The 17,362-nt window shown below is 74.3% G+C and carries 16 protein-coding genes; 9 read left to right on the top strand and 7 right to left on the bottom strand.

Annotated features, from left to right (window positions below; all coding sequences use genetic code 11):
* Window positions 1–21 precede the first annotated feature (21 nt).
* Genes BKA21_RS17780 through BKA21_RS17755 form a run of 6 tightly spaced genes read left to right on the top strand, consistent with a single transcriptional unit; the run spans window position 22 to window position 6,754 of the window.
* The gene (locus BKA21_RS17780; protein ID WP_179625435.1) at window positions 22–861 is read left to right on the top strand and encodes an ABC transporter ATP-binding protein; all 840 of its coding nucleotides are present in this window, start codon (window positions 22–24) and stop codon (window positions 859–861) included.
* A gap of 51 nt (window positions 862–912) precedes the next feature.
* Window positions 913–1,944: an aliphatic sulfonate ABC transporter substrate-binding protein gene (locus BKA21_RS17775; RefSeq protein ID WP_140460274.1), complete on the top strand. Its 1,032-nt coding sequence runs from the start codon at window positions 913–915 to the stop codon at window positions 1,942–1,944.
* A 2-nt stretch (window positions 1,945–1,946) separates the two neighbouring features.
* Window positions 1,947–2,849 carry an ABC transporter permease gene (locus BKA21_RS17770; RefSeq protein ID WP_179625403.1) on the top strand — a complete coding sequence of 301 codons (903 nt, stop codon included), beginning with the start codon at window positions 1,947–1,949 and terminating at the stop codon, window positions 2,847–2,849.
* The gene (gene acs, locus BKA21_RS17765; protein ID WP_140460273.1) at window positions 2,846–4,900 is read left to right on the top strand and encodes an acetate--CoA ligase; all 2,055 of its coding nucleotides are present in this window, start codon (window positions 2,846–2,848) and stop codon (window positions 4,898–4,900) included. Before BKA21_RS17770 ends, acs begins: the two co-directional genes overlap by 4 nt.
* A gap of 37 nt (window positions 4,901–4,937) precedes the next feature.
* The gene (locus tag BKA21_RS17760; RefSeq protein ID WP_140460272.1) at window positions 4,938–6,269 is read left to right on the top strand and encodes an O-acetylhomoserine aminocarboxypropyltransferase/cysteine synthase family protein; all 1,332 of its coding nucleotides are present in this window, start codon (window positions 4,938–4,940) and stop codon (window positions 6,267–6,269) included.
* The gene (locus BKA21_RS17755; RefSeq protein ID WP_140460271.1) at window positions 6,266–6,754 is read left to right on the top strand and encodes a CoA-binding protein; all 489 of its coding nucleotides are present in this window, start codon (window positions 6,266–6,268) and stop codon (window positions 6,752–6,754) included. The genes BKA21_RS17760 and BKA21_RS17755 overlap by 4 nt, the downstream gene beginning before the upstream one ends.
* Window positions 6,755–6,799: 45 nt before the next feature.
* On the opposite strand, the gene BKA21_RS17750 is transcribed toward BKA21_RS17755, so the two are convergent.
* Window positions 6,800–7,129: an MGMT family protein gene (locus tag BKA21_RS17750; protein WP_140460270.1), complete on the bottom strand. Its 330-nt coding sequence runs from the start codon at window positions 7,127–7,129 to the stop codon at window positions 6,800–6,802.
* A 3-nt stretch (window positions 7,130–7,132) separates the two neighbouring features.
* Window positions 7,133–8,215, bottom strand: coding sequence for a PP2C family protein-serine/threonine phosphatase (locus tag BKA21_RS17745; RefSeq protein ID WP_239073035.1), 1,083 nt, complete (start codon window positions 8,213–8,215; stop codon window positions 7,133–7,135).
* A gap of 99 nt (window positions 8,216–8,314) precedes the next feature.
* Here BKA21_RS17745 and BKA21_RS17740 point away from each other — a divergent pair, with 99 nt between their 5' ends.
* On the top strand, window positions 8,315–9,568 hold the full coding sequence (locus tag BKA21_RS17740) for a GNAT family N-acetyltransferase (RefSeq protein ID WP_140460269.1): 1,254 nt from the start codon (window positions 8,315–8,317) through the stop codon (window positions 9,566–9,568).
* Window positions 9,569–9,586: 18 nt separating this feature from the next.
* Here the strand turns inward: BKA21_RS17740 and BKA21_RS17735 are convergent, their stop codons facing one another.
* Window positions 9,587–10,036, bottom strand: a complete 450-nt coding sequence (locus BKA21_RS17735) for a ribose-5-phosphate isomerase (RefSeq protein ID WP_140460268.1) — start codon at window positions 10,034–10,036, stop codon at window positions 9,587–9,589.
* A gap of 82 nt (window positions 10,037–10,118) precedes the next feature.
* On the opposite strand from BKA21_RS17735, the gene BKA21_RS17730 reads away from it, so the two are divergent.
* Window positions 10,119–12,098: a M13 family metallopeptidase gene (locus tag BKA21_RS17730; RefSeq protein ID WP_140460267.1), complete on the top strand. Its 1,980-nt coding sequence runs from the start codon at window positions 10,119–10,121 to the stop codon at window positions 12,096–12,098.
* Between the two features lie 100 nt (window positions 12,099–12,198).
* Here BKA21_RS17730 and BKA21_RS17725 read toward each other — a convergent pair whose 3' ends face one another.
* The gene (locus tag BKA21_RS17725) at window positions 12,199–12,690 is read right to left on the bottom strand and encodes a hypothetical protein (protein ID WP_179625402.1); all 492 of its coding nucleotides are present in this window, start codon (window positions 12,688–12,690) and stop codon (window positions 12,199–12,201) included.
* Between the two features lie 172 nt (window positions 12,691–12,862).
* Entirely contained in the window at window positions 12,863–13,483 is a 621-nt protein-coding gene (locus tag BKA21_RS17720; RefSeq protein ID WP_140460265.1) for a mycothiol-dependent nitroreductase Rv2466c family protein, read from the bottom strand.
* Between the two features lie 131 nt (window positions 13,484–13,614).
* Here BKA21_RS17720 and pepN point away from each other — a divergent pair, with 131 nt between their 5' ends.
* Entirely contained in the window at window positions 13,615–16,221 is a 2,607-nt protein-coding gene (gene pepN, locus BKA21_RS17715) for an aminopeptidase N (protein ID WP_140460264.1), read from the top strand.
* A 101-nt stretch (window positions 16,222–16,322) separates the two neighbouring features.
* Here the strand turns inward: pepN and BKA21_RS17710 are convergent, their stop codons facing one another.
* Both BKA21_RS17710 and BKA21_RS17705 read right to left on the bottom strand, forming a co-directional pair.
* Window positions 16,323–16,739, bottom strand: a complete 417-nt coding sequence (locus BKA21_RS17710; RefSeq protein ID WP_140460263.1) for a hypothetical protein — start codon at window positions 16,737–16,739, stop codon at window positions 16,323–16,325.
* 27 nt (window positions 16,740–16,766) lie between these two features.
* Window positions 16,767–17,315, bottom strand: a complete 549-nt coding sequence (locus BKA21_RS17705; RefSeq protein WP_140460262.1) for a hypothetical protein — start codon at window positions 17,313–17,315, stop codon at window positions 16,767–16,769.
* Window positions 17,316–17,362: the final 47 nt, after the last annotated feature.

Here is a 17,362-nt window from a genome sequence, read left to right as displayed (position 1 = left end):
ACGACCCCCGGGACGTCCCCCATGGCCCTCACCAGCCCCGTCGCCACCGACCGCCGCGCGCACGCCGTCGCGCTGCGCGACGTGCGGCGCGCGTTCGCGACGCCCGCCGGCCCGCACACGGTGCTGCGGTCCGTCGACGTCGAGCTGCACGCCGGCGAGATCGTCGCCCTCGTCGGCCCGTCCGGCTGCGGCAAGTCGACCCTCCTGCGCCAGGTCAGCGGCCTCGACGCCCCGGACGGCGGGAAGATCCTGCTCGACGGCACCCCCGTCACCGGGGTCGACACCCGCACGGCCGTCGCCTTCCAGGAGCCGCGCCTGCTGCCGTGGCGCACGCTCGCCCAGAACGTCGCCCTCGGCCTGCGGCCCGGCACCGACAAGGCCGCCGGGCGCGCCCGCGTCGCCGAGCTGCTGCACCTGGTCGGGCTGGAGGCCTCGGCGGGGCTGCGGCCCCGGCAGGTCTCCGGCGGCATGGCGCAGCGCGCGTCGCTGGCCCGCGCGCTGGCCCGCAACCCCGGCGTCCTGCTGCTCGACGAGCCCTTCGGGGCGCTCGACGCGCTGACGCGCCTGCGCATGCAGGAGCTGCTCCTCGACGTGCACGCCGCCGAGCCGACCACCGTGCTCCTCGTCACCCACGACGTCGAGGAGGCCCTCTACCTGGCCGACCGCGTGCTGCTGCTGCGCACCCTCGCCGGCGCCCCGGACGGCACGCCGAGCGTCGCCGAGGTCGTCGACGTGCCCGGCGCCCGACCCCGCGACCGCGCCGACCAGCGCCTGGCCGAGCTGCGCGTGCGCCTGCTCGACGGCCTGGGCGTCGCCACCCACCACGCCGCGGCCGACCCGGACGCGCACCACTCCATCTGACCCGCCCCACCCCCTCCCCGGGCCCCGGCCCGCCACCCCGAAGGACGCACGATGACCCTGCGCACCGCCGCACCCAGCACCGCCCTGGCCCTCGCCACCGCCCTGGTGCTCACCGGCTGCGTCGCCGGTGAGGACGCCGCCGCCGAGCCCGCCGCCACGGGCGGGACGTGGAGCACGGACACCCTCGAGATCGACTTCGCCACGTACAACCCGCTCAGCCTCGTCATCAAGGAGCAGGGCTGGCTCGAGGAGACGCTCGGCGACGACGTCACCGTCACGTGGGTGCAGTCGGCCGGGTCGAACAAGGCCAACGAGGCGCTGCGCGCCGGCGCGATCGACGTCGGGTCGACCGCCGGCTCGGCGGCGCTGCTCGCCCGGTCCAACGGCTCGCCGATCCGCACGATCGACATCTACTCCCAGCCCGAGTGGGCGGCGATCGTCGTGCCCGAGGGCTCGGACGTGACGTCGGTGGAGGACCTTGCGGGCCGGTCGGTCGCCGCGACCAAGGGCACCGACCCGTACTTCTTCCTGCTGCAGGCGCTCGACGAGGCCGGCGTCCCGCTCGACGAGGTCGAGGTGCAGAACCTCCAGCACGCCGACGGGCGCACCGCCCTCGAGCAGGGCTCGGTCGACGCGTGGGCGGGCCTCGACCCGATCATGGCCGCCAGCCAGGCGGAGTCCGGCACCGAGCTGCTCTACCGGAACATCGACTTCACCACCTACGGGTTCCTCAACGCCACCGAGGAGTTCCTCGAGGCCAGCCCCGACGTCGCGCAGGTCGTCGTCGACGCGTACGAGAAGGCCCGTGCCTACGCGCAGGAGAACCCGCAGGAGGTCGTCGACATCCTCGCCGAGGTCGCCGCGATCGACCCCGCCGTCGCCGAGACCGTGATCGTCGAGCGCACCAACCTCGACGTCGACCCCGTGCCGGGCGACGACCAGCGGGCGGTGCTCGAGGTCGTCGGGCCGATCTTCGTCGAGTCCGGCGACGTGTCCGACCAGGCCGCGATCGACGACGCCCTCGGCACGCTGTTCGAGCCGACGTTCGCCGAGGCCGCCGACCCGTCGCGCGTGGCGGGCTGACGATGACCCCGCCACCCGTCCTGGGCAGCCCGGGCACCGGCCCCGTCGTCGACAGCGACGGACGGCCCGCACGCGGGCTGAACCCGTTCGACAGCGGTCCACGCCGACCCGCCGCCCCGACGGGTGGCGGCCGCGGCGGCGCGCCGTTCTGGTCGCGCCGGGTCGTGCGGACCGTCGGCGGCGCCGTCGTGCCGCTCCTCGTGCTCGCGGTGTGGTGGTGGACGACCTCGTCCGGCCAGGTTCCCGCGTACCGCGTGCCGTCCCCGACAGCGGTCTGGCTCGCCGGTGTCGACCTGCTCGAGCGGGGCGAGCTGGGCACGCACATCGCGATCTCGGTGCAGCGGGTGCTGCTCGGCTTCGCGATCGGCGGCTGCGTGGCCCTCGTGCTCGGGGCGCTCGTCGGGCTTTCGCGAGCCGGTGACGTGCTGCTGTCCCCCACGCTGGCGGCGGTGCGCGCCGTGCCGTCGCTGGCGTGGGTGCCGCTGCTGATCCTGTGGATGAAGATCGGCGAGGACTCCAAGATCACGCTCGTCGCGATCGGTGCGTTCTTCCCGCTGTTCACCACGCTGGCCGCCGCGCTGCGGCACGTCGACCCGCACCTGGTGGAGGCCGGGCGCGCGTTCGGCCTGCGCGGGGTGCGGCTGCTGACGACCGTGCAGCTGCCGGCCGTGCTGCCCTCGCTCATGTCGGGGCTGCGGCTGGCGCTCGCCCAGGCGTGGCTGTTCCTCGTGGCCGCCGAGCTCATCGCCTCGTCGATGGGCCTGGGGTTCCTGCTCAACGACTCGGCGAACAACGGCCGCGTGGACCGGATCTTCCTCGCCATCGTGCTGCTGGCCCTGCTCGGCAAGCTGTCCGACTCGATCGTGGCGCTCGCCGAGCGTGCGTTGCTGCGGAGGTACGCATGACCACCCTGACGGCCCTGCAGACCGAGACCCGCGCGTACCCGCCACCGCCCGCGTTCGCCGCGCAGGCCAACGTCGGTCCCGACGCGTGGGCCGCGGCCGACGCCGACCCCGTCGCGTTCTGGGAGGACGCCGCGCGACGCCTGCAGTGGGACACGCCCTGGACCGTCGCGCACGAGTGGGAGCCGCCGGTGCCCGTGGCCGGCGGCGCGCCCGACGAGCTGACCGTGCCGCAGGCCCGCTGGTTCGTCGGCGGGCGCCTCAACGTGGCCGTCAACTGCGTCGACCGGCACGTGGCGGCCGGTCGCGGCGACAAGGTCGCGCTGCACGTCGAGGGCGAGCGCGGCGACCGCCGCTCGATCACCTACGCCCAGCTGCAGCGCGAGGTCGCGCAGGCCGCGCACGCGCTCACCGAGCTCGGTGTCGGCCCCGGCGACCGCGTCGTGGTGTACCTGCCGGTGATCGCCGAGACCGTCGTCGTGACCCTCGCGATCGCGCGGATCGGCGCCGTGCACTCCCTCGTGTTCGGCGGGTTCTCCGCCGAGGCCGTGCGGTTCCGCGTCCAGGACACCCGGGCCAAGCTGCTCGTCACGAGCGACGGGCAGGTCCGCCGCGGGCAGGACGTCGAGGTCAAGTCCGCCGCCGACGAGGCCGTCGCAGGCCTCGACCACGTCGAGCACGTGCTCGTCGTGCGCCGCACCGGCCAGGACGTGCCCTGGACGCCCGGGCGCGACGTCTGGTGGGACGACGTCGTGGCCCGCCAGCCCGACGTGCACGAGCCGCAGGCGTTCGACGCCGAGCACCCGCTCTTCGTCATCTACACCTCCGGCACCACCGGCAAGCCCAAGGGCCTGGTGCACACCTCGGGCGGGTACCTCACGCACGCCGCCTGGTCGCACTGGGCGGTGTTCGACGCCAAGGACGACGACGTGCACTGGTGCACCGCCGACCTCGCGTGGGTCACCGCGCACACCTACGAGATCTACGGGCCGCTGGCCAACGGCCTCACGCAGGTGATCTACGAGGGCACGCCCGACGCCCCGCACCGCGAGCGCCACCTGGAGGTCATCGAGCGGTACGGCGTGACGACGTACTACACGGCGCCGACGCTGATCCGCACGTTCATGACGTGGTTCGGGACGGAGCTGCCCGGCGGGCACGACCTGTCGAGCATCCGCCTGCTCGGGACCGTCGGGGAGGCCATCAACCCCGAGGCGTGGGTGTGGTTCCGGCGCACGTTCGGGCGCGACGAGGTGCCCGTGGTCGACACCTGGTGGCAGTCGGAGACGGGTGCGGCGATGATCGCGCCGCTGCCCGGCGCGACCACGCTCAAGCCGGGCTCGGCGACCCGCCCGCTGCCGGGCGTCGCGGCGAAGGTCGTCGGCGAGGACGGTGCCGAGGTGGCGCCCGGGCAGGGCGGGTTCCTCGTCGTCGAGCGCCCCTGGCCGGGCATGGCGCGCACGGTGTGGGGCGACCCGCAGCGGTACCTCGACGCGTACTGGCGCAGGTTCGCCGGGCACGGGGAGCACGGCGGGTACTTCCTCGCCGGCGACGGTGCGTCGTACGACGACGACAAGGACGTGTGGCTGCTGGGGCGGATCGACGACGTCATCAACGTCTCGGGGCACCGGCTGTCGACGATCGAGGTGGAGTCGGCGCTCGTCGCGCACCCGGCGGTCGGCGAGGCCGGTGTCGCGGGCGTCGCGGACCCGGTGACCGGGCAGGCCGTCGCGGCGTTCGTCGTGCCGTCCGTCGTACCGGGGCCCGTGGAGGACGTCGCGGCGTGGCTCGCGGCGGGCGCGGCGCTGCGCGAGGAGCTGCGCGCGCACGTGGCGCACGCGATCGGGCCCGTCGCGAAGCCGCGGCACGTGCTGCTGGTCCCGGAGGTGCCCAAGACCCGGTCGGGCAAGATCATGCGGCGGCTGCTCACGCAGCTCGTCGAGGGCACGACGCTGGGCGACACGACGTCGCTGCAGAACCCGTGGGCCGTCGAGCAGGTGGGGGCGCTCGTCGCGGCCGCCGGCCTCAGCGCCCCGTCGACCACGTCCCGCTGACCCCGCCCGTCCGGGCGACGACCACGACAGGAGACCCGTGAGCGACCACCGCTTCGGCTTCCGCACCCGCGCCCTGCACGCGGGCGGCATCCCCGACGCCGCGACCGGCGCCCGGGCGGTGCCGATCTACCAGACGACGTCGTTCGTGTTCCAGGACACCGACGACGCCGCGAACCTGTTCGCGCTGCAGAAGTACGGGAACATCTACTCCCGGATCGGCAACCCCACGGTCGCCGCGCTGGAGGAGCGGATCGCCTCGCTCGAGGGCGGGATCGGCGCGGTGGCGACCGCGTCGGGCATGGCCGCGGAGTTCGTGACGTTCGCCGCGCTCGTCGGTGCGGGCGACCACGTCGTGGCCTCCGCCCAGCTGTACGGCGGCACGGTCACCCAGCTCGACGTGACGCTGCGCCGGTTCGGCGTGGAGACGACGTTCGTGCGCGGCACCGACCCGGCGGACTACGCGGCGGCGATCCGTCCCGAGACGAAGGTCGTGTACACCGAGGTCGTCGCGAACCCGTCGGGCGAGGTCGCGGACCTCGCGGGCCTCGCGGAGGTCGCGCACGCGGCGGGCGTGCCGCTCGTCGTGGACGCGACCCTCTCGACGCCGTACCTCGTGCGCCCCATCGAGCACGGCGCGGACATCGTCATCCACTCGGTGACGAAGTTCCTCGGCGGGCACGGCACCACCCTCGGCGGCGTCGTCGTGGAGTCGGGGCGGTTCGACTGGGGCAACGGCAAGTTCCCGCAGATGACCGAGCCCGTGGCCTCGTACGGCGGCGTGCAGTGGTGGGGCAACTTCGGCGAGTACGGGTTCCTCACCAAGCTGCGCTCGGAGCAGCTGCGCGACATCGGGCCCGCGCTGTCCGCGCAGTCCGCGTTCCAGCTGCTCCAGGGGGTGGAGACGCTCGCGCAGCGCATGGACGCCCACCTGGCGAACGCCCGGGCCGTGGCGCAGTGGCTCGACGACGACCCGCGCGTCGGGTACGTCCTGTGGGCCGGGCTGCCCTCGCACCCGCACCACGAGCGCGCGCAGCGGTACCTGCCGCTGGGGCCGGGGTCGGTGTTCGCGTTCGGCGTCGCCGGCACCGACGAGCGCCCGGGCCGCGAGGTCGGGCGCCGGTTCATCGAGCAGCTGCAGCTGGCCAGCCACCTGGCCAACGTCGGGGACGCGCGCACGCTCGTCATCCACCCCGCCTCGACCACCCACCAGCAGCTGAGCGGCGAGCAGCTCGAGGCGGCCGGCGTGCCGGAGGACCTCGTGCGCATCAGCGTGGGCCTGGAGGACGTCGAGGACATCCTGTGGGACCTCGACCAGGCCCTGACCGCGGCGACGGGCCGCGACCGCACCGGCACGGAGGTGGCCCGATGAGCGCGGCACGCACCTGGCAGGGCCCGAGCGCCCCCGAGCGGCTCGCGCTGCTGCGGCGCACCCGGTCGGTCGCGATCGTCGGCGCGTCGGACAACCCGTCGCGCGCGTCGTACTTCGTCGCGACGTACCTGCTGTCGAGCTCGCCGTTCGACGTCTACCTCGTCAACCCCCGGGCCGCGACCATCCTCGGGCGGCCGGTGTACCCGTCGCTGGCCGACCTGCCGGTGGTCCCGGACCTCGTCGACGTGTTCCGCCGGCACGACGACCTGCCGACCGTGCTCGACGAGACCCTCGGGGTCGGCGCGAAGGCGCTGTGGCTGCAGCTCGGGTCCTGGCACGAGGACGTGGCGCGGCGCGCGCAGGCCGCCGGGCTGGACGTCGTCATGGACCGGTGCCTGAAGATCGAGCACGCCCGGTTCCACGGCGGCCTGCACCTGGCGGGCTTCGACACCGGGGTCATCAGCTCCCGGCGCGCGCCGTCCTGACCCGTCCCGCCGACGCCCGTGCCCGGCGCGGGCGTCGGCGGCCGCTCAGTCCTCGGGGAACCACACCGCGGCGCGCAGCGCGACGCGCGCGCCGTCACCGGTCAGCGGCGTGCCCTCGTCGCGCAGGTGCGCCAGCGCCCGCGCCAGGTGCCGGGCCGGCGGCCGCCCGGACGCGTCCACGACCCGCCACCACGGCACGTCCCGCAGGCCCGCCGCCATGACCTGCCCCACCTGGCGCGGCCCGCCGCGGGCGGGTCGCCCGGCACCCCGCGCCCGGTCCACCAGCACCTCCGCGACCAGCCCGTACGTCATCGCGCGGCCGGGCGGGATCTGCTCGACGAGGTCGAGGACCTCGCCCGCGTAGGCGTCGTCCACCCCTCAGCCCCGGCGCACCACGACGACGGCCCGGTCGTCGTCGTCCCCCGCGTGCACCCCCGCGAGGACGTCGCGCGCACCGCCCGGCCGCGCCGCGACCGCGCTCTCGACCACGCCGAGGAGCCGGTCGATGCCCTGGTCGACGTCGCGCCCCCGCTGCTCGACGACCCCGTCGGTGTAGAGCACGACGGCGTCCCCGGGGTGCAGCCGGCCCGTCGACGGCACCGGGTCGACGTCGTCGAGGACGCCGAGCGCCGGCCCCGCCGTGGTGAGGACCTCGATCCGCCCCGACCCGGCGTGCAGCACCGCGGGCGGCGGGTGGCCGGCCGTCGCCACCCGGTAGTCGCCCGTGCGCAGGTCGATCGTCAGGTGCACGGCCGTCGCGAAGCCCTCGTCCCACGCCTGGCCGACGAGGTAGGCGTTCGCGGCCGGCAGGAACCGCTCCGGCGGCATGGCCCCGAGCAGCCCGGAGAACGCCCCCGACAGCTGCAGCGACCGCACGCCCGCGTCCTGCCCCTTGCCGGAGACGTCGACGAGCACGACCTCCAGGCGCCGGCCGCCGTCGACGACGCGCGAGACGAGGAAGTCCCCGGAGAACGCGGCCTCGTGCGCCGAGCGGACGTCGGCGTCGACGACCCAGCCCGACGGCAGCGTGGGCATCCGGCCCGCCGCGGCCAGCCGGTCGCGCAGGTCCACGAGCATGAGCGCCCCCGGTGCGCCCTGCAGGCCCAGGCGCTCGCGCTCGCGGGCGAACACCAGCACGGCGACGCACGCCAGCGCGATCACGGCCAGCACCCCGGGCGCCGGTGCGGCGGGCCCGACGAGCACGAGGACGACGACGAGGACGACGACCTCGGCGACGAGGACGACGAGCGCCCGCCACCGCAGCAGGAACGCCCCCACGAGCAGGAGCAGCACGAACGCGGACGGCACGAACCACAGCGGCTGCGCGGCCACGGCCAGCGCCAGCCCGACGGCGACGACGTACAGCAGCGCCGCGGTGCGCGGCTGCGACCGGGCCGCCTGCCCGCGCAGGACCGCCCAGGCGCGCTGCGCGCGGCCGGCCTCGTCCTCGGGCGTGCCCACGCAGGCGACACTACGTTGCGTCCGGGACACCTGACCAGGGACGACGCGCGGGCGGATATGCGTGTGCGCGCGACGGCCCGCCCGGGCCACGATGGGACCATGCCACCGCTGCCTGACGGGTACCGCCCGCTCGCCCTGCCCGCCGACCGTGCCGACGAGATGCGGGCCGTCAGCCGGCTCGCGTTCGCCGGGACGCTCGACCCCGCGGTCGAGGAGGTCGTCCCCTTCAGCGTGCCGACCGACCGGCTCGGCGCGGTGGAGGCGCCCGACGGGACGCTCGCCGGCGCCCACGGGTCGTTCGCGTTCACGATGCCCGTGCCCGGCGGGTCCGTGCCGTGCGCCGGTCTGACCTGGGTGGGGGTGCGTCCCGAGCAGCGGCGGCGGGGCGTCCTGACCGCGATGATCGACCACCACCTGGCGCGCTGCGTCGAGCGCGGCGAGCGCGTCTCGGCCCTGTTCGCCGCCGAGACCGCCATCTACGGCCGGTTCGGGTACGGCTGCGCGGCCGACGACGTGCGGCTGACGCTGCCGCGCCGTGCCGCGCTGCGACCCGTCCCTGGCGCCGACGCCCTCACCGTGCGGCTGACCCACCTGGACGCCGAGGAGCACGCCGACCTCGTCGACGACCTGCACCGCCGGGCCGGCGCGGGCCGCCCCGGCTGGATGACCCGGGACTCCGCGGCGCTGCGCCGGCGCATGGTCGTGGACCCGCCCGCGTGGCGCGGCGGCACCGAGGCCATGCTGCTGGCGACCGTCCACGACGCCCAGGGCGCGGCACGCGGGTACGCGACGTTCGCCCGGAAGGAGGGCTGGGAGCCGACCGGTCCGGCCTACACGGTCCGGGTGCGCGAGGCGCACGCGCTCGACGCGGCCGCCACCCACGCGCTGTGGTCGTTCCTGCTGGACCTCGACCTGACGAGCACGGTCGAGTCGCCGATGCTCCCGGCGGACCACCCGCTGCTGCACCTGCTGGTGGACCCCCGGCCCGCGGGCCCGCGCCTCGCGGACAACCTGTGGGTCCGGCTGGTCGACGTGCCGGCGGCGCTCGCCGCACGCAGCTACGCCGCGGACGTCGACGTGGTGCTCGACGTCCGCGACGACCGGCTGCCGGCGAACGCGGGCACGTGGCGCGTGCGCGCCACCGCCCACGGTGACGTCGAGGTCACCCGCGCCGACGGCCCGGGCGACGTGCTGCTCGACGTGCGCGAGCTCGGGGCGGCGTACCTGGGCGGGCGCTCGCTGACCGCGATGGCCCGCGCGGGCCTGGTCCAGGTGCGCGACGGCTACGACGTCACGGGCGCGGCGGCCGCGTTCGGCTGGCCCGTGGCGCCGGTGTGCTCCTGGGTGTTCTGACGCCCGCGGCGCAGCGGCTCAGCGCGCGGACTCGTAGGCCGCGAGCTGGTCGATGCGGCGCTGGTGGCGCGGGTCCCCGCTGAAGGGCTCCGCCACGAACGCGTCGACCAGCTCGAGGGCCTCGTCGACCGAGTGCTGCCGCGCGCCGATCGCCACGACGTTCGCGTCGTTGTGCTGACGGCCCAGGCGCGCGGTGTCCGCGTTCCACGCGAGCGCGGCCCGCACGCCCGCGACCTTGTTGGCGGCGATCTGCTCGCCGTTGCCGGAGCCGCCGATCACGACGCCGAGCGACCCGGGCTCGGCCACGACGGCCTCCCCGGCGGCGAAGCAGAACGACGGGTAGTCGTCCTGGGCGTCGTACTCGTGGGCACCGTGGTCGACGACCTCGTGGTCGGCGGCGCGCAGGTGCTCGACGAGCGCGACCTTGAGCTCGTACCCGGCATGGTCGGCGGCGACGTGGATGCGCATGGCACCCATCCTGCCGCAGCCCGCGGGGCCCGCCGTCCGCGCGTCCACGCGCCGGGCGCGGGGCTTTCGTAGGCTGTCGGGCATGACCCGCAGCGGACTCGACCTGACCGACCTCGACCCGGGCGTGCGCCCGGGCGACGACCTGTACGCCCACGTCAACGGCCGGTGGCAGGCGGCGCACGTGATCCCCGCCGACCGCAGCGCGGACGGGGCGTTCCGCGAGCTCTACGACCAGGCCGAGCTGCAGGTCCGCGACATCATCACCGGGGCCGACCCGGACGGCGGCGAGGAGCAGGCGAAGATCGGCGCGCTGTACGCCAGCTTCATGGACGCCGACGCGGTCGAGGCCGCCGGCCTGGAGCCGCTGCGCGCCGACCTCGCGGGCGTCGACGCCGCGACCACCTCCGCGGAGCTCGTCCGCGTGCTCGGTGCGCTGCAGCGCACGGGCGGCGCCGACGCGACGGCGTTCTGGGTCGACAACGACGCGAAGGACCCGACGCGGTACGTCGTGCACCTGACGCAGTCCGGCCTGGGCCTGCCCGACGAGGCGTACTACCGCGACGCCCAGTACGCGGCGGTGCTCGAGGCGTACACCCCGCACGTGGCACGCATGCTCGGCCTGGTGGCGGAGGTCTCCGGCGTCGTCGCGGCCGGCGACCCGCAGGACCTCGCGCAGCGGGTGGTCGCGCTGGAGACGCGCCTGGCGGCCGCGCACTGGGACCTCGTCAAGGACCGGGACGCGGACCTCACGTACAACCCGACGACGCTCGCGCAGCTGGCCGTCGACGCGCCGCAGTTCGACTGGGTCGCCTGGGCCGACGCGCTGGGTGCCCCCGCGGCCGCCGTCGAGCAGCTCGTCGTGCGCGAGCCGTCGTACCTGCAGGGCTTCGCCCGGGCGTGGCACGAGGTGCCGCTGGACGACTGGCGCGCGTGGCTGACGTACCACGTGGTCTCCGCGCGGGCGCCGTACCTGACCGACGCGCTCGTGCAGGCGAACTTCGACTTCTACGGCCGCACCCTGACCGGCGCGCAGGAGGTCCGCGAGCGCTGGAAGCGCGGCGTCGGGCTGGTGCAGGGCTGCCTCGGCGAGGCGGTCGGCAAGGTCTACGTCGAGCGGCACTTCCCGCCGGGCCACAAGGCCCGGATGGACGAGCTGGTCGCGAACCTCGTCGAGGCGTACCGCCGCTCGATCTCCGCGCTGGACTGGATGGGCGAGGAGACCCGCGCCAAGGCGCTGGCCAAGCTCGAGGCGTTCACGCCGAAGATCGGCTACCCGGTGCGCTGGCGCGACTACTCGGCCCTGGAGGTGCGCGCCGACGACCTGCTCGGCAACGTCCGCCGGGCGCACGCCTTCGAGCAGGACCGCGAGCTGGGCAAGATCGGGCGGCCGATCGACCGCGACGAGTGGTTCATGACGCCGCAGACCGTCAACGCGTACTACAACCCGGGCATGAACGAGATCGTCTTCCCCGCGGCGATCCTGCAGCCGCCGTTCTTCGACGCCGACGCGGACGACGCGGTGAACTACGGCGGCATCGGCGCGGTCATCGGGCACGAGATCGGGCACGGGTTCGACGACCAGGGCAGCAAGTACGACGGCACGGGCCGCCTCGAGGACTGGTGGACGGCCGCGGACCGTGCGGAGTTCGAGAAGCGCACGACCGCGCTCGTCGAGCAGTACGGCGGCTACTCCCCCGCGCAGCTCTCGGACGAGCACCGCGTCAACGGCGCGCTGACGGTGGGCGAGAACATCGGCGACCTCGGCGGCCTGGCGATCGCGCTCCAGGCGTACGCGATCGCGCTGGGCGGCCCGCTGGAGGACGCGCCGGTGATCGACGGGCGCACGGGCGTGCAGCGGGTGCTGCTCAGCTGGGCGCGGGTGTGGCGCACGAAGATGCGCGACGAGGACCTGGTGCGCCGCCTGGCGACCGACCCGCACTCCCCCGACGAGATCCGCTGCAACGGCGTGGTGCGGAACCTGCCGGAGTTCTACGCGGCGTTCGACGTGCAGCCGGGCGACGCCCTGTGGCTGGACCCGGCCGACCGGGTGCGCATCTGGTAGGTCGGGCGCCCACCGATGCGCGCAGCCCCCGACCCGTCCGGGTCGGGGGCTGCGCCGTGCTCACCGGGAGCGCCCGGACGTGCCCGTGGGCGCCCCGGGGTCAGGGCACCTCGGTCCACTGCGCGCGGGCCAGCCGGAAGCCGGCGCCGTCGGCGTCGGTGCACGTGACGCCGTCGGTGCCGGACCCGCAGGTCCAGGCTCCGACGCTCTCCTGCTCGCCGTACTCCAGCACCGGCACGTCCGACGACGCCGCGCCGGGGGTGCCGTCCTCGCACGTGAACCGGAAGCCCTCGGCGTCAAGCGCGACCGCGTGCCCGACGGTGCCGGAGCAGCCCGGGACGGTGGGCGGCGAGTACGTGTAGCTCGCGATCGTGCACCGCACCCCGCCGGCGCCCATCGTGCAGGCGATGTTCCCGGACGGCAGCGCGAACGCGACGTCGTCGACGTCCTCCGGGTCGGCCGACGCGGTGGCGGTCGCCGCCGGTGTCGACGGCCCGTCCGTCGGGCCGCCGCCGGGGTTCACCCCGATGGTGCCCAGCAGGATGAGGAACGTCAGCACGAGCAGCGCGTCGATCACGATGAACAGCAGCATGGGCCTGCTCAGCCCGCCGCGGGCACCCGAGCCCATCGAAGCCTCCCTCGTCCGCCGCACCGGACCTCGGTCACGACGGTCATGCATCATCCCAGACCAGCGGGGCGATCTGCGCCTTTCGCCCGGTTCGCCCGCCCGTCACGGGTCGGTCAGAGTCCGGTCGTGGACACCGTCAGGCCGGCGGGTCGACGGTCAGCACGGGGCCCTGGGTGCGGGTCCGCTTGAGCTCGTAGAACCCGGGCACGCGGGTCATGAGCACGAGCCCGTCGAACAGGTCGAGGGCGGCCTGGCCGCGCGGGGCGGGGGTGACGACGGGGCCGAAGTACCCGACGCCGTCGATCGCGACGACCGGCGTCCCGACCTCGTCGCCGACCAGGTCGATCGCGCGGGCGTGCGAGGCGCGCAGCAGGTCGTCGACCTCGTCGGTGCCGGCCACGTCCGCGAGGGAGGCCGGCAGCCCCACCTCGGCGAGGGACTCCGCGACGATCGCCGCGGTGTCGGTGCGCCCGCCCGGGTGCCGGCGCGTGCCGAGGGCGTCGTACAGCGGCTTGAGCACCTGGTCGCCGTGGTCGCGGGCCGCGGCGACGAGCACCCGCACGGGACCCCACGAGTCGTCCATCAGGTCGCGGTAGCGCTCGGGCAGGTCCCGGCCCTCGTTGAGGACCGACAGGCTCATGACGTGCCAGCGGACGTCCACGTCCCGGTGCGCCGCGACCTCGTCCATCCACCGTGAGGTCATCCACGCCCACGGGCAGGCGGGGTCGAACCAGAAGTCCACGACGGGCACGCTCATCGGCAGCTCTCCTCCTCGTACGGCGGGTCCGCGGGGGCGGACGACCCGAGTCTGCCTGCCGATCCGGCGGCGGGCGAAACGGGTGGCATGATCGTCGGCGTCGCCCACATCGTGAAACGGAGCTGCCTGTCGTGCCCGGAGAGAACCTCACCCGTGCGGAGGCCGCCGAGCGCGCCTCGCTGGTCACCACCCGCTCGTACGACGTCGCGCTGGACCTGACGACCAGCCCGAAGACGTTCGTCTCCCGCACGGTGGCGCGGTTCTCCGCGACGCCCGGGGCCAGCACGTTCATCGACCTGATCGCACCGGCCGTGCACGAGGTCGTCCTCAACGGGCGCGCGCTCGACCCGGCCGACGTCGTCGCCGACTCCCGCATCCGCCTGGACGGCCTGGCCGAGGAGAACGAGCTCCTCGTCGTCGCCGAGTGCGCGTACATGCACACCGGCGAGGGCCTGCACCGGTTCGTCGACCCGGTCGACGACGAGGTCTACCTGTACTCGCAGTTCGAGGTCGCCGACTCCCGCCGCGTCTTCGCGGTGTTCGAGCAGCCCGACCTCAAGGCGACGTTCACGTTCACCGTCACGGCCCCCGCGCACTGGACCGTGGTGTCGAACTACCCGCAGGTCGGGGAGCCCGAGCCCGTCGAGGGCGGGCGCAACCTCAACGGCGGCAAGGACGCCGGCACGGCCGTGTGGCGGTTCGAGACGACGCCGCGCCTGGCCTCGTACGTCACCGCCGTCGTCGCCGGGCCGTACCACGGCGAGCACCGCGAGCTCACGAGCAGCGACGGCCGCACGATCCCGCTGGGCGTGTACTGCCGGGCGTCGCTGGCCCCGCACCTGGACACCGACGAGATCGTCGACGTGACGCGGCGCGGCTTCGCGTTCTTCGAGGAGGCGTTCGACCACCCGTACCCGTTCGCCAAGTACGACCAGCTCTTCGTGCCGGAGTTCAACGCCGGGGCCATGGAGAACGCGGGCGCGGTGACGTTCCTCGAGTCGTACGTGTTCCGGTCCAAGGTGCCCGACGCGACGGTCGAGCGGCGTGCGGTGACGATCCTGCACGAGCTCGCGCACATGTGGTTCGGCGACCTCGTGACGATGCGCTGGTGGGACGACCTGTGGCTGAACGAGTCGTTCGCGGAGTACGCGTCGACGCTCGCGGCGGCCGAGGCCACCCGCTGGACGACGGCGTGGACGACGTTCTCCTCGCTGGAGAAGTCCTGGGCGTACCGCCAGGACCAGCTGCCGTCGACGCACCCGATCGTCGCGGACATGCGCGACCTGGAGGACGTCGAGGTCAACTTCGACGGCATCACGTACGCCAAGGGCGCGTCGGTGCTCAAGCAGCTCGTGTCGTGGGTCGGGCAGGAGCACTTCTTCGCCGGCGTGCGGCAGTACTTCGCCAAGCACGCGTGGGGCAACACCCAGCTGCGCGACCTGCTGACCGAGCTGGAGGCCACGAGCGGGCGCGACCTCTCGGCGTGGTCGGGCCTGTGGCTGGAGAAGGCCGGCGTGACGCTGCTGCGGCCCGAGATCGGCACGGACGATGCGGGCGTCATCACATCGTTCGCCGTGCTCCAGGAGGTGCCCGCCGAGCACCCCGTGCAGCGACCGCACCGCCTGGCGGTCGGCGGGTACGACGTGCACGACGTCGACGGTGCACCGCGCCTGGTGCGCACGTGGCGCGTCGAGCTCGACGTGGACGGCGACCGCACCGAGGTCCCCGAGCTCGTGGGCCGGCCGCGGCCGGCGCTCGTGCTGGTGAACGACGACGACCTCGCCTACGCCAAGGTCCGCCTCGACGACCGCTCGATGGCCACGGCGATCGCCCACCTCGGGGCGTTCACCGACTCCCTGCCGCGCACGCTCGTGTGGGCGGCGGCGTGGGACGCGACCCGTGACGGCGAGACCCCCGGGCGCGACTTCGTCGACCTGGTGCTGGGCAACGTGGCGCACGAGACCGACTCGTCGGTGGTCCTGGTGCTGCTGCGCCAGCTCGCGTCGACCCTGGACCTGTACGTCGCCCCCGAGCACCGCGCGGCCACGCAGGTCGCGGCCGCCGACCGGCTCCTCGCGCTCGCGCAGGCCGCTCCGGCGGGCTCGGACCAGCAGCTGCAGCTGGTCAAGGCGTTCGCGGGCCGCGCCTCCACCGCCGCCCAGCTCGACGCGGTGGCGGACCTGCTCGACGGGCGCACCGTCCTCGACGGCCTCACGGTCGACACGGACCTGCGGTGGGAGCTGCTGACGTCCCTCGTGGCGGGCGGGCGCGCGGACGAGACGCAGATCGCGGCCCAGCTCTCGACGGACGCGACCGCGACCGGTCAGCGCGCCGCCGCCGCGGCCCGTGCGGCCGTCCCGACGCCGGAGGCCAAGGAGCGCGCCTGGGCGCAGGTCGTCACCGGCGACGAGCTGCCGAACGCGCTGCAGGCCGCGACCATCGCCGGCTTCGGCCGCGTGCACGACACGGCGCTGCTCGTGCCGTGGGTCGCGCCGTACTTCGACGCCCTCGAGGACGTGTGGGCCGGCAAGACCAGCGAGATGGCGCAGAACGTCGTCGTCGGGATGTTCCCGACCGACCTGGCCGGGGACGCGTCGGTGGACGTGCTCGCCGCGACGGACGCGTGGCTGGCCGCGCACCCCGACGCCCCGGCCGCGCTGCGCCGCCTGGTCGCCGAGGCCCGCGACGGCGTGCGCCGCGCCGTCGCCGCCCAGGAGGCGGACCGCGCCCGCGCCTGACCGCACCACCGCGACCCCTGACCACCCCACCGGGCGGTCGGGGGTCGCGGCGTGTCAGGGGTCCGCGGAACCGGGCCGCGCAGACGACGAGCCTGCGACCCTCAGTAGAGGTCCGGATCCCCTGCGTCCCACCCCGGGACGGAGTGGTCCACGGTGCCCGCCCGCAGGCCCTCCGCCGTGCACCCGTACGTCAGGTCCGCGTGCATCGACCACGCATCGTCGAACACGATCACCCGCGGGGCATCAGCAGGCATCAGCGACCTCAACCACGCCGCCGTGGCGTAGTTCTGCACCGGCGTCCCGTCCAGGTTGATCGATCGAGGACCTCGCATCACCTCGACCGTGAACTCCGGCTCGCCGGGGGGCTCCACCTCAAGTGTGAGGACCGCGTTGGGGACGACAGACGTGTGCCGTTCCGTGACCCACGCCCCCCATCGCTCCCGAGCTGCTGCCCCCAGGTCGTCGAGCGAGACGGGCAGATCACCCTCGGTGGGCCTGGAAACGATCATCCCCTTCACCCGGCTCCATTTACTCAGCGAGACAATTCAGAGCGGATTGGCCGGTCGAGGCTCGGAGACGCCGTAGTCGGGATTGAGCAGGTCGCTCCATTCGCCAAATGGAGGCCTGTCGAGCCAGAATCCCTGGACGGGGACCTCCTCGGCCGTGACCACATCTTTCTCGTTGGGAGAAGCGATCCTGTCGCGGATTTCCACCCTGGCATTACCGTTCGGTTCAAACTTTGCCTTGATGACCCTCGTCGCCCGATCGACCCGGTAGCGGCGGGAGTCATCCGGGTACTCGAAATCTGTGGTGATCCACCGCCAGAGCCGGCCATCTCGCCAGTCGTAGTCGACACTTCTCTTTCGAGTTCCATGCTCATCAAGGAAGATGACGCCGACCCTTCGACTCTGGCCGATGCTCACAGCGGCCAGGGGGCGCCCTGCTTCTTCGCCGGAGTCAGGCCAGATGACCGCTGTGAACGCCTCGTCTCCGACTTCGTACCTGCGCCTGGCCTCTTCGGCGTCGATCCACGAAGTAGCCGAGTACGCGCGACCTTCGGTCCAATAGTCTGCGTATCGGATGTTGCTCACCACAGAACGCTCCTCCCCGTCACCAGCCATCGCACTCCGCGCGGCAGTGA

Source organism: Cellulomonas oligotrophica (assembly GCF_013409875.1).
Classification (GTDB): Bacteria; Actinomycetota; Actinomycetes; order Actinomycetales; family Cellulomonadaceae; genus Cellulomonas; species Cellulomonas oligotrophica.
The sequence above is the reverse complement of the archived record's forward strand: the minus strand, read 5'-3'. Positions and strand labels throughout refer to the sequence as shown.